A 15,276-nucleotide genomic window follows, 5' to 3' on the forward strand; every position below is an offset into this window, starting at 1 on the left:
CGAGGTGCCATTTTTGTAGCTTTTTCACATTTTCCATTTTCAGCAATCGGACGCGATCCTGGAACAAGAATAAGCTGTCCGGCGCCATATCCGATGGCGCCGGACATAAAAGGGTAAAACATTAAGTAGCAAATAAAAAACGCTGAATTTGCGTTTTATTAATTTGACATACTTGGTACTGAGGAACTCTTCGATTGCTCTTAATAAAAATGGGTCATTTAATTGAATAAATCTATTATCACTCAACAGTTCTTATTATATAAATACGAACAGTGAGAGGTACTTTTTGTATTTTTCACTGATTATTAATTACTCAAGGATCCTAATTTCTTTCCTTCGTATCATGGTTTATAATTAATACTCAATGAAGATATCACCATTAAAAAAGTAAAAATCAGCAGAAAGATACAAAGGGAGAGCCCCCATATGGCAAAAAGTCTCGATCTTCTCCAAGTAAATAACCCAGTAACACCGAGAAAAAAACCTAAAATCGGAAGCTGAATGATAAAGACTCCCGGAAACCCTGAATTTTTTATTAAAAGGGCAACATTTAAACCAGCTAATGAAATAAGAGCAATCAGAAAAGATAAAAATCCTGATATTGTAGGAAGGCGTCTTCCACCTCCTTTTTTCTTTATTCCCAGTTCCATAGTTTCACTTCCCCCACCTTCATCGCGCGAATTTCTTTCATATCCTGCAGTTTTCTCAGTTCTTCCGTGGGACCAGTTATGACGGCACCATAAACCTTTATACCGTGTTGCTCGATATAGGCTAGGCGACTCCCTATAGACAAAGATTTGGCGCGAGCAACTTTTTCAGCAACCGTTTCATTTTTTTTAAGCAATTTTAAAATATCAAGAAAAACCTCCTCATTTGATTCACCATTGGTCTTAAATGGGGACCATGTAGTTGGATCATACTGTGCAGGGTAGCCTAGCGGTGTAATTGGTACACCGCCGGCGTCTTCTTGTTTGATTTCCATTCCTGTATCAACGGCAAACCAGCGGAGTTCCATATTTTTAGGAAGACTTTTTTTCAAATCTTCTGGTTTCATTAACTTGTTTAGCGAGACATCTACCTCGGCGACTGTTCCATCTGGAAGTTTTTTTAATTTATCCCATTCATTCGTTTCAAAATAAGGAATTCTTACTTTAGGGTGTACAATGACCTCCGTTTCCTTGCTAGGATTTTCAGACAACGGCCGATCTAACAACAAATTCTTCTTGGGGAAATTTGGATGATTCAACAAGAAGTCAATATCATAGTTTCCAACCTTATAATCTTCTTTACCAATTCTTTTAAAAACATCAAAGTTTATATTCATTGAAAAAAAACTAATTTCATCTTCTAAATCCAGCTCTTCTAAGCTTATATTTGGCTCGGTAACATAAATCGTCTTTGTCACAACATCAATTAGGTGGTCCGCCCGACCGCCAATTGCGTAATACATATAGGTGGCTAAAGTCATGACAGGAACAATCAATAACAGAATAGCGAGACTGATCATGATATTCGTTCTTCGTGCCATATTTTTTCCTTGATTCACAATCTCTGTTTGGCCTTCTTTTGAGTATGGGTGAAGCCCTCTCACATCTTTCAGAGATTCTTTTAGATAATTTTGATAGTCTTCTTCCATTTGTTTTTTTTCATCACTCATCTGCCGTCATCCTTTCCTTCACTCTGTCCATGACCTTCCTACGGCCCCGATGTAAATGGCTTTTCAGTGTATTTATTTTCATATCCAAAATTTCCGCGGCTTCATTGTAGGTAAGCTGATGCAAATCGCAAAGCAGCAAAACATGACTTTCCTGTTCTTTTAACGAATGAATATCATTTAATAATAATTGAAAACTTTCTTTTTCCAGCAGTCTTTTTTCTGGTGTTTCCTTTGAGATTGGCCCACTTTCTTCAAACTGCTCCTTGAAGGCAAGGCGCTTATTTTTTCGTTGAAAATCAATAAAGGCATGGTAGGCCACCTTAAACAGCCACGCTCTGATATTAGAAATTTCATAATCCTCGAGCTGCAAATATGCCCTGTAAAAGGCTTCATGCACTAAATCCTCAGCGATAAAATGATCTTTTGAAAGGGAGAAAAGATAGCGATATAAATCATTTACATTTTCTCGATAAGCTTGATCAAGCTCCACTGCTTCTCCCCCTTTCAACCTAACCACGTTTAACAATAGCAAAAAGTTGCAGTCATGGAAATTTTTTCTGAAAAAAAACTACGTTCATGAAAATTGCGATTTGTTGCAGCTCAAAGTGAAAGAATTGAAAGGTAAAAAGAAAGTGATCGTGAGGGAAGTGTAGGAGACATTGTGAAGGTTTGGACTTAAACTAATGGGGATAGTTGAATAAAAAAATCATATTACCTAACCAGAAATGGCATACTACATTAAAGCTCAATTAGAAGGGACATAAAAAAATGGTTAAGGTAGTTATTTGGTCTTTATTTATTATTCCATGGATTTCATTGTTCTTTTTAAATGGTTCGTCAATTCGAAGATATATGCCTGTTGCTCTATTTGCCACAGTGCTAAACACAATATTGGCTCAAATGGCTTGGTCATATAACTGGTGGGAATTTAAAGAGACTCTTTTTACATGGGACAAATTAGCACCATTATTTACTGTTTATGGTGTTTTTTTGGTGGGTACTATATGGATATTTTATTTTTCATTTCGTAAATTTTGGATTTACATAATTGTGAATTTAATTATTGACCTCTTGTACGGGATGGGTCTTACTAAAATGTTAAACAAGCTGGAGATAAGAGAAACTGGTAGTTTCTCTCCTCTAAAGAATCTTTTAGCAATGACAATTTTAGCCGTCATTCTATATCTTTATCAGTTATGGCAGGAAGAAATCTTTGAAAAGGAAAATGTTAAGTAAAATTCATTCGAAACCCTTTATAAAATAGTACTTTTGTTCAAGTAACGGATGCAAGAGTTTAAGTTTGGGACTGCTGTGGCAATCCCTTTAAACCCTTTATCTTAAGTACATTCCTTCACAAACTTATCATTATTTGCCTCCATTATCATAGCACCTCTTATCCCCTTCTAAAAAAAACTGCCATCTGGCAGTAAAAGACGACTTACTTTTTATATAGTTATAATAAAACATTGGATGCTTTCTTGGATAAGTGATCAATTCTTGAAACTATAAGTGAATCATCTATGGTAGAAATAATAGGGGGTTTGAAAAGTTGCAATTTTCTTAGCTTATAAAAATCAAAAAGTGCTTGTTCAATTGTAAGTTGGTAAGAAATGATAATATAGAGTATAGAAAGCTAATTAAAATGAGAATAAAATATTGTGATATTTAAGTTTAGAAAATAATTTTTTTATTACTAATTTTTATAATATAGTTCCTGAATTAATAAGTATTAGGCTATGTTTTAAGTTAATAGTATATTGATTTGCTCTTATCTATTACACAATTGAAATTAAATACGAAGTTAATAACGTATACATAAAATAAAATATAAAGGAGAAAGAGGTATGACAGAATTCTGGGAATCAAGTTTTATAGAAAATCAAATGATGTGGGGATTTGAACCTTCAGACTCAGCAATCTTGACAAAGGACTTTTTCCTTGAAAAGAAAGTTAAGGATATATTAATACCTGGTATTGGATATGGTAGAAACGCAAAGGTTTTTATTGACAACGGAATAAATGTAACAGGTATTGAGATTTCAAAAACAGCGATTGAATTGGCAAGGCAAAATGGGCTTGATATTAGTATTCTTCATGGTTCAGTAACTGATATGCCTTTTGATAACAAGCTTTATGACGGTATATTTTGTTATGCACTTATTCACTTATTGAATAATCTTGAGAGATATAAGTTTATTAAAGATTGTTATAATCAGTTAAAGCCAAACGGATATATGATTTTTGCTACTATTTCAAAAGAAGCCCCAATGTTTGGAAAGGGCAAACAACTGGGTAAAGATTATTTCGAGATAATGGAAGGGGTAAAAATGTTTTTTTATGATTCTGCCTCGATAAAACAAGAATTTGGAAAATATGGACTGATAGAATTTTCGGAAATTGTTGAGCCACATAAGAATATGGAAAATAAACCTCCGTTTAAATTTATAATGGTAAAATGTCAAAAAGAACTATAATTACAATTACATAAAAAATCAAAAAATGAGTTTAAGAACGGCAGCTGCTTCGGCAGCTTTTTTGCTTGTTTTACTAAAGGGGAGTTTAGTGGAACAAGAATAGAAATAAAGAAGATAATTAGCTTAATATAAACAGATTATCTTCTTCATCTAAAATTGAAAAATTCCTTTATGAAAAGAGTTTAAGACCTATTGCAGCACCCAAAACCATTCCTATAAAAATAAGTCTTCTCCAATCTTTAGATTCTCCATATAATACCATACCTAAAATTACTCCACCAGAAGCACCAATTCCTGTCCAAATTGCATAAGCTGTACCCATAGGCAGTGTTTCCATTGCATATGATAGAAACATAAAGCTTGCACCAAATCCAAGAACTAATAGAACAAGTGATTTCCAATTACGGTCCTTATGAAGTTTATTTATCATAACAACACCAAACATTTCAAATAACCCTGCTAAAACTAAAGAAATCCACGCCATTAGGAATCAGCCCCTTCCAGAACGTTATCCTTTGTAACTAATTTCAAACCAATTACACCTGCTAGCAACAGTAAAATTAATAGTATTTTACTCATTTTGAATGGTTCTCCGAAGAAAAGTATTTCAGAAATAACAGTGCCTGCCGTGCCCAATCCCACAAAAACTGCATAAACCGTTCCTACGGGGAGTTTTCTTCCCGCCATAATCATTACATAGAAGCTGATGATGATGGATATAACTGTTCCAGTCCAAGTCCAAAAGTCATCCGCGTGTTTCAATCCAATAACCCAAAATACTTCAAAAAAAGCAGCAACAAATACTTTAATCCAATTTGTGTTCATCTAAACGACACCTCCAATTTTATTTTTGCCAAAAAACAGCCAAAAAACAAAAAAGCCTGGGAGTAACTGTTTAACAGTTATCTCCCAGGCTTTTATCCCTCCGTGACACAGCAAAGCTGTGAGTTTTCTCTCGGACCAGACCAACAATAAGTTACGGAACCCTAGAAAACATTTAAATTATACAGTTACTTATATTCTACATACATCTCATATAATATCAAGAGTTAAATTTTAGCAAAGTCTTTGGTGTTTGATAAGATTGTGAAGGAATGCACGGCGAGCCCTTTTCTTGTCGTACTTGCTGAGCAGGTTAGCTGAATAAAAGTATCTTTGTAAAAAGGAATATTGATTTTAGTATAGAAAGAATAAATTAAGATAAATGCAAAGGGGCGAAGTTTCAGAACGGTCTGGGTACAGATCGGTTCACTGAGACTGTGGAAGGGGAAATTCACAACTATTTTTGAATTACGATAATAGGGGGTAAATATCAATGAAAAAGCGAGCACTAGGTCAAAACGGTCCTCTGGTTTCTGAGATTGGTCTAGGTTGTATGGGAATGTCCTGGCTATATGGTAATTCTGATCGAAGCGAAAGCATTGCAACAATCCACGCGGCACTTGAGGGAGGCATTACACTCTTTGATACAGGGGATTTCTATGGCGATGGACACAATGAATTACTTCTACGTGAAGCATTCCAAGGAATCCAACGGGAAAATGCGTTCATTTCAGTAAAATTCGATGGCAAGCTACACTCTCATGGTAAGAGTAATCAGGAGAGTAATAACCACCCTCATACAGTAAAGAATTTCCTTGAGGATACCCTACTGCGCCTAGGTGTTGAATACATCGATCTTTATCAACCGGGCACAGCCTGCATCGATCCAAACGTACCAATTGAAGAAACGGTAGGTGCAATTGCTGATATGGTAGAGAAGGGATATGTGCGTTACATTGGTCTTTCTGAAGTTGGAGTGGATATAATTCGTCGCGCACACACTGTACATCCTATTAGTTGGCTGCAAATGGAATACTCACTATTTAATCGGAGCATCGAATCAAATATCTTGCCAACTCTACGGAAATTAGGTATTTCGCTTTCGGCTTATGGTGTTCTCTCCAGAGGTTTATTGAGCGGTACATGGTCAAAAGAACGGGTTCTAGGTTTGGATGATAAACGCAGTAATGGTCCGCGGTTTGCCAACGAAAATATTGAAAAGAATTTAGCACTTGTTGAGGCATTACGTGAAATTGCTGAAGAAAAACAAGCAACCATTGCGCAGATTGCCATCGCATGGGTTTTATCCAAAGGTGAGGATGTTATCCCATTGATAGGTGCAAGAAAGCAGTCACAACTTCATGTTTCACTCGGCTCAGTTGACCTGAACTTAAGTTCAGACGACCTTTTACGAATTGAAGAAGCCGTACCTTCAGAACTTGTCGCGGGCGAATATTACCCGGTACCACGGAAAAAATGGTTCTTTTAACAAATTTTTATTGAAACAAAGGTTGTTAAAATGAAGATGGTGTAATAAAAATGGAAATGTAAAATGAAAAAAGATGAACGAAAGAAAAGATTTGAGAATTTATTAAAACTCCAAAAGCAAAAAGAATTAATGATATAGGTTGGGTTAACAAATTATAAGAGTTTAGCTAAAACTGGGAATGCTTCGGCATCCCTTTTTTGCTGTTTAACTAACGATGCAGTGAAAGAGGGGGTTCAAAGAGAGGCAATGGATTTTGATTGGGGTATGTGATGAATTCTATGAGATTGAATGGAGGAGTCACTTTTTTTGAGAATGAAAGAATACATAGCTGGTGCAGCACGTTCGTTTTACTGTCTTTCATTAATTTGGATGCATTATACCAGATTAATTTCGATAATCTAAGACTTTTGTTGTATTCAAATATCTTGTTTATAAAGTTATTATATTAATGGTTTGAAAAACAGGTGATTGTGTATTTTTCATATAACATCAATTCTATCAATTATCATAGCAAAAACAGCATAGTAAATAGAGAGAGGGTATTTTAGAATGTCTTTTGGTTCATTTGTCATGGCTTTTTCAATGGCGGGGTTAGACTATGAAATGTTAAAAAATTTAGGAATTTCCATAGGAATTTTGGTTTTATTTATTCTTTTTAGAAACATATTTACCAAGTATGTGTTTCAGTTGATTTTAAAATTGTCGGGAAAAGCACCAACAGATTTTTTCACAAAAATTTGTTTAGGGTTTGAACGTCCTTTAGGATGGTTCTTTATCATTGTAGGTTTGTATTTAGCGATGGATTATTTCCCTTTTATCGAACAACATAATGCGTTATTTTTAAAATTTTTACGTTCCATGGTAATTGTATTAATTACATGGGGATTGTTTAATTTGTCATCTCCAACTGAGGGGATATTAATAAGTGTTAATCAAAAGATAAACAATAAGATTGATTTAATTCTATTACCGTTTATTTCAAGAACGATCCGCGTCATCATTATTGCCATCAGTATTAGTATTATTGGTCAGGAATTTGATTACGATGTAAACGGATTGGTCGCTGGTCTAGGATTAGGGGGTCTAGCCTTTGCTTTAGCTGCAAAAGAAGCGGTAGGAAATCTAATTGGCGGAATCGTCATTGTAACAGAAAAACCTTTTTCCATTGGAGATTGGATCTTAACACCTAGTGTAGAGGGGATTGTAGAAGATATTAATTTCAGAAGTACTAAAATTCGTACGTTTAGTCAAGCTTTAGTTACCGTTCCTAATGCAACACTTGCAAACGAAGCGATTACCAATTGGAGCCGTATGGGGAAAAGACGAATCACTTTCCACTTAGGCCTAAACTATCGAACCACCAAAGAACAAATTCAAAGAGTCGTTAAACAGATTGAACAATTATTGATAACTCATGAAGAAATCCATCCTGATACGATCATGGTCGCATTCGATCATTATAATGAGAGTAGTCTCGATATTCTTATCTATTTCTTCACCAATTCTACTATTTGGGCAGAACACGTTAAAATCAAACATGAAATCAACATAGAAATCATGGGTATATTAGAGGATGAGGGAGTAGAAGTCGCTTTTCCAAGCAGAACAATTTACGTAACTCCACAATCAAGTGAAGAATTATTTCAAGCAGTGGGTTCTTTTGATTAAACTAAGTTTAGTTGTTCCAAAGTATAAACAAATTAGAATTTAGTTAGGTAAAAATTAAATTTTTGGTTTTTGTGCAAATCATAAATTAAACCTCTAAGGTCCAATGACATGTTTCTGTATGTTGGGTTAGAGGTTTTTTTATCGGGTGCGGCGAACCAAGACGGATTAACGTTTTTGTCGATCTATTTGTATTAACGGTTCATGTTAGTTTAACAATCTGAAGGAATAACATTTTACAACACCTATTATGAAACCCCTTCAGCTACAATTGAAGGGGTTTTCCATTATTATTTTTTCTCGATGATCACGAATAAAACACCTATAAAAATTAGGATAGATCCTATCCAAAACGTTCCACCAATGTTCTCTCCTAAAATAAGCCATCCAAGTAATGTTCCAACTACGGGCTGAAAGAAGAAAAATATTCCCCCACTTGAGGCGTTAAGCATTTGTAATCCACGATTCCAAAGTAGAAATCCACATGCGGTTGAAACAATACCCAAATACAAGAGTCCTCCCCAAATGGTTGAGTGAGTCAGTTGAGAGATATTCATTTCTTGTAACCGTGGCAAAACAAAAGGAGTCAACACGATTAGGGCTACCAAGATAGAATAGGTGGTTACCACAATTTGTGAATAATCACTTGGCAAACGCTTAACAAGTACAGACATAAGTGCCCAGGTTAAAGCAGCAATAAAAAGTGCAATACCTCCAAGTGTACTGGACAAATTCACATCACCAATTCCAACAATAAGGAGTACTCCTATTGTTGCTAAACAAACGGAGATCCCCTTTTTTAACGTAAACCGTTCATTGAGGATTAAGCGAGCAAAAATAACCATAAATGCTGGTGTTGAAGAAGTTATAATGGCTCCCGTTTGTGCTGTGGATAGCATAGTACCAGTTTCCTGAGCAACTATTGATATGGCATTACCGATGATCCCAATGGCTATGATTAGTAAAAAATAACGTTTTTCGATACGCCAATTTTGTCTTGTTATGAAGCCGATAATGAGAAGTGCACAAATAGCCACTAAATATCGCAACCACACAAGTTCCAGTGGAGGTATGACCGATACTACAACTTTAACAACTACGTACATACCGCCCCAAATACTGGATGCTAAAATTAAATATAAAGAACCTAATAAGGTGTTTTTCATTTTTTGTCCCCTCCGTCTTTTGTTTAGAGTCGAGATTGCCCTTAACGGAGAGATATAGTCAACTACACTCCATTAAGAGCAGGAGGGTACTACTGGTACATCGTTTTCAAATAATGGAGTCCAATACATTATGTTCACCCCTAGTCCATTTCTTTTTTTAACTACATTATATGTATTTTATTATAACAAAGAATATATAGCCTGTGTTATCAGGCTTCCAAGAATTACTAGACTAAGAGTAGATTGTGAAAAAGTGTACTGAAAGTATAGGTGGCAAGAGTTGTAGATCAGAGCTGCCAAAAGGGCGGCTTTTTGTTTTTGAGCTAACGGTCGTTGAGGAAGGAATATTCGGTTTTGTGTTGACATATATTTTTAAACTTAATTAATTCAAAAAGCATATAAAGAAGCTGAAGAAACTGTTTCAAGATTAGCAGCTAAATTAATATTATCCTAAAGGAATGGAAAAGGCATGAAATTATTGTTTTTTGCGATGACTCCAGGTGATTATTAATTCCATTATTTATTGAATAAACTTTGTTAAGGAGGTAATTAAATTGGAACAACGAATTGATTATTACAATGTAGCACCAGAAGCACTTAAAATAATGATGGAAATGGAGAAGTATACGAAAACTACAGGTATAGACCGTAAACTTCGTGAACTTATAAAAATTCGGGCTTCTCAAATAAATGGTTGTGCATATTGTATTAACATGCATACAGCTGATGCTGGGAAAATGGGAGAAACGGAACAACGTTTATATTGTATTAGTGTTTGGAGAGAGTGCACATTTTACACAGATGCAGAAAAAGTAGCACTTGAGTTGACAGAGTATGTGACTTTAATCCCGACAAAAGGTGTGCCAGATGAGCTTTATCAACGAGTACTTGAACATTATGACGAGAGACAATATGTTGACCTTGTTCTAATAATCAATCAAATCAACAGTTGGAATAGAATTTCTATTGCAATGGGGAATACAGCAACTGAAAAATAATTATTCTCAACGAACATCTTATGGGTATCTTCTTATTGAGCTAACGAAGCAGGTTACTTGAAGAAGCAAACATCTCCAGTCTAATTGTATAATCATAAAAAATTGGTCCTTCTTTTTTCCTCTTAAACAACCGGGTTGCAAGAGTTAACAAAGGGAGTTGTTGCGACATCTCCTTTTCTTATTGAATTAACGAGGCATACTAGTAAAAGGTGACCGTTTATTTTTGCTGATTTTATGTCGCATTGTTTGCCCAATTAAAGAAGTGTATAATCCACTTCTCAAAAAAAGTAACTCTCCTATTAGAAGAGTTACTTTTTGATTATTCTACGAAATACATTTTTCCATTTACTTCGATAGATACAGAAGATTGATGTAGAGTTTCTTTTATTTTTTTTGCATAATTCACAACATCATCGATAGTAGAATTGTTTAATTTTTGTGCAAAGCTATAAACGATAGTAACATCCTCTTTAATGAGATTGTCCTCCTCATCCACCCAAGCACCTTTTCCATCTTCAGCCGTAGCTCCACCAAACATCTTTGAAAATGTAGTCATAGCATTATCTACCCATTTATCGTGCTCATCTTTGGAAATTGGCTCACTTCCATTTGTAGACGGTATGTAAATTTTCACTACATTATCTAAATGGAATTCCCCTTGTAAAGCATTAGAGGTATTTTGGGCTTCAATTACTTTTGGTTTTGGAACCAAAGGGTTCCCCAAAGGTGATAAATAAACAAACGACATCATAAATAAAAAAGCAATTAACGTTAAAACCTTTTTGTTTTTTACTATTTTCAACTCGTCCACCCCTTTTTATTCTTATTACCAAATTATACCTCTAGTTTTAAGAATCTTTATAGGGGTTTTTTTGTCATTTCGTGACTTTGTTTGTCATCTTTTATAATTAATTCTAATTTCCTAAATAAAAATGATTATCTCTTTTTTACCTAAGATAGTCAAAGTTACAAACAAAGAATGCTAAGATTTCTGTTTTAATTTATTAAGAAAATGTAGTATAATTAAAAAAGTCAAAAAACGTATAAATAAGTGAAATCCTTCTATAATTCAAATTAGTTGGGTGTCGAAAAACTGTATAAGAGTAGATAAAATCCAAAATCCAACTCTTTTAAGGAAAGAGTTGGATTTTTTTGTATTATTTATATCAAAAAGAGGAGAAATCATATATGAAAATGACAAAATCAATGGCAAATATACTGCTTTTGATAACTTCAGTATTTTGGGGTTCAGGGTTTGTAGTAACCAAAATAGCATTAGACGCAAACGTGTCAGCTGGTCTTATAAATTTTGTTCGAGGTTTTCTCTTTGTTGTTTGCGTACTACTGTTTTTTTATAAAAAAATATTTAAAATGACCTTCAAGGACTTTAGAGTAGGGCTAATTGCCGGAATGCTTAATTTTGGAGGATTTATTACACAAACAATTGGTGTAATGTATACCACTCCATCGAATAATGCTTTTATTTCCTCAGCGTATGTGGTAATTGTGCCCTTTATAGCTTGGATCATTTATGGGAAAAAGTTTCAAGTAAAAGGTTTGGTTTCCATAGCTGTTTGTTTAATCGGAATGGTTATTATCACAGGAATATCGAACAAAGAGATAAACATGAATATTGGAGACGTATACACGCTTATCTGTGCATTTTTTTACGCAGGTTCTATTGTTTACCTCGGGTATAGTACAAGCACAACCGATTTTAGTGTTGTAGCATTTATGCTTGCTACTGTACAAGCAATAGGGGGATTCGTTTTTTTCCTCTTAGTAGAGAAAGGGCAGCTATCGGCCGTTAGTTGGTCTGTTGCCATTTTTCCATTGTTATACATGGGAATAATATGTTCGTTTGTGGGTCAAACGGTACAGGTTGTAGCTCAAAAACATACATCTGCCACATCAGCTGGACTCATAATGATGCTTGAATCCGTTTTTGGAAGCATTTTTTCTATAGCTTTTGGATTTGAACCATTTACCGTAAAGTTAATAGTTGGTGGAATGATCATTATGCTTTCGATTATTCTTATGGAAGTAGAATTTAAGCAGTTTCTAGTCAAGAAAAACCAAGCCGCTTAGTATGAGGGAGAAACGATTAAATTCACAATGCCAGTGGAACTTTTTGAAAGAATTTCCAAAGAAATGATTTAGCTTTAACACAATGTGTTATTGCATTATCGGGTGCCTTGAAATTAAGAAAGGGGGTTGCTGCGGCAATCCCTTTCTTATTCGTCTATCGAAGCAGGATCGTTGAAGAAGGAATCCACCTTTTACCATAAAATATGTTATATGTAAATAGCAGGTAGAGGGATGATGGAGAACTTGAAAAGAAGATTTTCAATTGAAAAGGCAGAATCAACCCTATTACTTAATGAAGAAAATTAAAGGATTAAATAGTCAAAAATAATCAGAAAGTGCGTCTATAAAAAAATGCTTAGCATATGCCAAGCATTTTTTCATATTATTTAGATTTGGGGAATACTCTACGAATGGTTTCAGTAAATTCATTAAAAAAACCTGAGACTGGTCTACCGTTACGAATATCAGACGCATATGTGTTCATTCGATCATAAAAATCAGGGTTTTCTGATACATAAACGTTATTAATGTCACGATCAGTAGATTTAACTCTTTGTGAAATCTTATGCTCAATATTATAAGTACCCTTACTCCGGGATGTAGGTGAAAGCTTTACAGCTACATACGCATTATTTTCTGTCACAATTACATTCGCAGTGTCCACCTCTGGCAAGTCTGCTACTTTTTTAGCTGCATCATCGGCAACGTTCATCTTAGAACGATTATCATAAGTATTATTGATCCTGTCGTTGGTGATGTTGTTCTTTGTCACATTTTGATCACGATATACAACATCATTTTTATTTACATTATTTCTGGCACATCCAGTTAAGTCAAGACTAAAAATAAGGATTGCCATTAAGATTAAACTCTTTTTCATAATCTATTCCCTCCGTTAGTTATATTAGACAACAATAGGTTTCCATTTGTTTAAAACAAGGGTCTGTAGTTGTTCAATTATGTTTTTTTCTTTGGATTGGTGGATATGAGCCCTTTGAATTTTTATCTTTTTTTATCATTTCCCATAACCTTAAATTATATTTATTGACTACAATGTAATACTTTCCATTGTAAACTACTTCTTCTGAATCGGCTTTTCACCTCCTACTCTTACAAAGGTAGATTTTATTATTTATTATTGAATACCTTATTCTTTTTATACTTAATACTTGGTTTTAGGGAGGAATTTACATTTAATGAACCGAGGAGGGGATGAAGAAATTGTGAAGTAATGTACTAAAGTAACGGGCGGAGTTAGTTAAAGAACGATCAATTAATGACACTTTTCCAAAACAAAAAGCTTGAATCCTCAAGCTTTTTATTTTTGGGGTTTATTTAGTCAAGATACTGTTTTAATATTTTTAATCCGATTTCTAACTCCTCTAGCGATTTTGTAGAAGCTAGTGCTATACGCAAATACTTATCACGAGTAGTCTGCCCGCTTAAAAAACGATCAGAATGAAAAACTCGAATACCGTGCCTGTTCAAATCCGTTTCTAACTGTAACGCATCGTTATGTCCTTCAATGGGGAGCCAACGATAAAAACTAAGAGGATGTCCAATATTCTTTCTTAATGGAAAATGCTGCGTATAAATATCATTTGCAACCTGTGCAAGCTGTTTCTTTTCAGAAACAATTTCATGAGCCTTGCCTGATAGGATAAGCTCTGTGATAACCTCTGCATCAAAAGAAGAGGTTTTTACATTGATATTAAAAATAGCCTTCAAAATTTTCTCGCGTAATGCATCCCCATATACCATATAGGCAACTCTTAATCCAGAACATATTGACTTAGAGGTGCCACATATATATACGCTCTGTTCCGGAAGTAAATTGGACATTGGCTGCTCGTAATCGGAGATCACACCTGCCGTCAGAAAAGCATGAATATCATCCTCTATCAAAATTAAACGATGCTTACGGATGACCTCAGCTAATTCTTGCTTTCGAAACTCTGGAATCATTACGGCAGTCGGATTACAACAAGAGGGCATTAGGAAAATGCCGTGAATATTTATTTGGCTACATTGCTTTTCAAGTTCGTCAGGCGACATCCCAAACTGGTCGCTAAGAATGGGGACTAACTGAATATGGAACATTTTTGCCAACTCGATGAAATTTGAATATGTATATAAATCCGTAGCAATTCTATTACCTGGCTCAAACAAAGCAGCCAAGGTAATAGCCAACGCATTTTGGGCCCCAGAAACAATCGCTATATGCTCTTGGTCAGTATGAATACCGAACGATTCCATCCAGTTTAGAGCTGCCGTCTTTTGATGTGGAATACCAGTCGGATCATTATAATTTAGAAGCTGCTCCAAGTAACTTTTGTCCACAACCTTTTGAATTACTTCTTTTACAATAGCATTCGTTTGCTCAAAAGATGCTACGAATCCAAGTTCAATGAGGTTTGTGTTTTTATCCCTGGAAATGGTTATAGAACGAGTAGCATTCGGAGTAACAAAGGTTCCGCTTCCGGTGACTGCATTAATCAATCCCTTTACCTCGCATATTTTGTAGGCACGGGTAATGGTAGTGAAGTTTAAGTCCAGAAAATCCGCCAATTCCCTTTGGGGAGGTAACTTTGTCCCAGGTACTAAACAACCATTGATAATATCCTGTTCAAGCAATGATGCAAGAGATCGATAAAAAGGACGGTTCAATGCTTTCTTATCTGGTTTCCAAGACATTGGATAATTTTCAAATGAATTAACTGGCATATTACACCTCTACTATCTTATTCCATACAATCATATCATTTTTTGTATGGAATTCTTAATAAATTGTATGAATTAAAAAGGTGAACGTAGAAGTGTTCGTTCTATTTAAGAATAAAAATGTCTACTAATACTCCCATTTGTAATAAAACGGGGGTATTTTATTTTATATAAAGATAATTGTAATCCATACAAT

At 34.8% G+C, this 15,276-nt stretch carries 14 protein-coding genes and 1 riboswitch; of the genes, 6 read left to right on the top strand and 8 right to left on the bottom strand.

Annotated features, from left to right (window positions below; genetic code table 11):
- Positions 1-634: 634 nt before the first annotated feature.
- Positions 635-1,657 (bottom strand): anti-sigma factor, encoded by a 1,023-nt coding sequence (locus KW850_RS26145; protein WP_218350682.1) that lies wholly within the window; start codon positions 1,655-1,657, stop codon positions 635-637.
- Positions 1,650-2,147: a sigma-70 family RNA polymerase sigma factor gene (locus KW850_RS26150; protein ID WP_218350683.1), complete on the bottom strand. Its 498-nt coding sequence runs from the start codon at positions 2,145-2,147 to the stop codon at positions 1,650-1,652. Before KW850_RS26150 ends, KW850_RS26145 begins: the two co-directional genes overlap by 8 nt.
- A gap of 278 nt (positions 2,148-2,425) precedes the next feature.
- On the opposite strand from KW850_RS26150, the gene KW850_RS26155 reads away from it, so the two are divergent.
- Together KW850_RS26155 and KW850_RS26160 are read left to right on the top strand one after the other, a co-directional pair.
- A complete protein-coding gene (locus KW850_RS26155) occupies positions 2,426-2,893 on the top strand; it encodes a hypothetical protein (RefSeq protein ID WP_218350684.1) in 468 nt (155 codons plus the stop codon).
- Between the two features lie 608 nt (positions 2,894-3,501).
- Positions 3,502-4,131: a class I SAM-dependent methyltransferase gene (locus tag KW850_RS26160; RefSeq protein WP_218350685.1), complete on the top strand. Its 630-nt coding sequence runs from the start codon at positions 3,502-3,504 to the stop codon at positions 4,129-4,131.
- Positions 4,132-4,300: 169 nt separating this feature from the next.
- Here the strand turns inward: KW850_RS26160 and KW850_RS26165 are convergent, their stop codons facing one another.
- Complete coding sequence (locus KW850_RS26165) at positions 4,301-4,615, bottom strand: DMT family transporter (protein ID WP_218350686.1); 315 nt, start codon at positions 4,613-4,615, stop codon at positions 4,301-4,303.
- Positions 4,615-4,956 carry a DMT family transporter gene (locus tag KW850_RS26170; RefSeq protein ID WP_218350687.1) on the bottom strand — a complete coding sequence of 114 codons (342 nt, stop codon included), beginning with the start codon at positions 4,954-4,956 and terminating at the stop codon, positions 4,615-4,617. Before KW850_RS26170 ends, KW850_RS26165 begins: the two co-directional genes overlap by 1 nt.
- 79 nt (positions 4,957-5,035) lie before the next feature.
- A riboswitch (guanidine-I (ykkC/yxkD leader) is annotated at positions 5,036-5,132 on the bottom strand.
- A 314-nt stretch (positions 5,133-5,446) separates the two neighbouring features.
- Between KW850_RS26170 and KW850_RS26175 the strand changes: the two genes are divergently transcribed.
- Both KW850_RS26175 and KW850_RS26180 read left to right on the top strand, forming a co-directional pair.
- Positions 5,447-6,442, top strand: coding sequence for an aldo/keto reductase (locus tag KW850_RS26175; protein ID WP_218350688.1), 996 nt, complete (start codon positions 5,447-5,449; stop codon positions 6,440-6,442).
- 549 nt (positions 6,443-6,991) lie between these two features.
- Complete coding sequence (locus KW850_RS26180; protein WP_256358462.1) at positions 6,992-8,110, top strand: mechanosensitive ion channel family protein; 1,119 nt, start codon at positions 6,992-6,994, stop codon at positions 8,108-8,110.
- Between the two features lie 287 nt (positions 8,111-8,397).
- Here KW850_RS26180 and KW850_RS26185 read toward each other — a convergent pair whose 3' ends face one another.
- Positions 8,398-9,273, bottom strand: a complete 876-nt coding sequence (locus KW850_RS26185) for a DMT family transporter (RefSeq protein WP_218350689.1) — start codon at positions 9,271-9,273, stop codon at positions 8,398-8,400.
- Between the two features lie 554 nt (positions 9,274-9,827).
- On the opposite strand from KW850_RS26185, the gene KW850_RS26190 reads away from it, so the two are divergent.
- A complete protein-coding gene (locus tag KW850_RS26190; protein WP_218350690.1) occupies positions 9,828-10,271 on the top strand; it encodes a carboxymuconolactone decarboxylase family protein in 444 nt (147 codons plus the stop codon).
- A gap of 319 nt (positions 10,272-10,590) precedes the next feature.
- Here KW850_RS26190 and KW850_RS33565 read toward each other — a convergent pair whose 3' ends face one another.
- Entirely contained in the window at positions 10,591-11,073 is a 483-nt protein-coding gene (locus tag KW850_RS33565; RefSeq protein WP_256358463.1) for a DUF3574 domain-containing protein, read from the bottom strand.
- A gap of 386 nt (positions 11,074-11,459) precedes the next feature.
- Between KW850_RS33565 and KW850_RS26200 the strand changes: the two genes are divergently transcribed.
- On the top strand, positions 11,460-12,359 hold the full coding sequence (locus KW850_RS26200; protein WP_218350691.1) for a DMT family transporter: 900 nt from the start codon (positions 11,460-11,462) through the stop codon (positions 12,357-12,359).
- 382 nt (positions 12,360-12,741) lie between these two features.
- On the opposite strand, the gene KW850_RS26205 is transcribed toward KW850_RS26200, so the two are convergent.
- Positions 12,742-13,239, bottom strand: a complete 498-nt coding sequence (locus KW850_RS26205; RefSeq protein WP_256358464.1) for a YhcN/YlaJ family sporulation lipoprotein — start codon at positions 13,237-13,239, stop codon at positions 12,742-12,744.
- Positions 13,240-13,694: 455 nt separating this feature from the next.
- Positions 13,695-15,083, bottom strand: coding sequence for an aminotransferase-like domain-containing protein (locus tag KW850_RS26210; RefSeq protein ID WP_218350692.1), 1,389 nt, complete (start codon positions 15,081-15,083; stop codon positions 13,695-13,697).
- Between the last annotated feature and the right edge of the window lie 193 nt (positions 15,084-15,276).

Source organism: Bacillus sp. sid0103 (assembly GCF_019219025.1).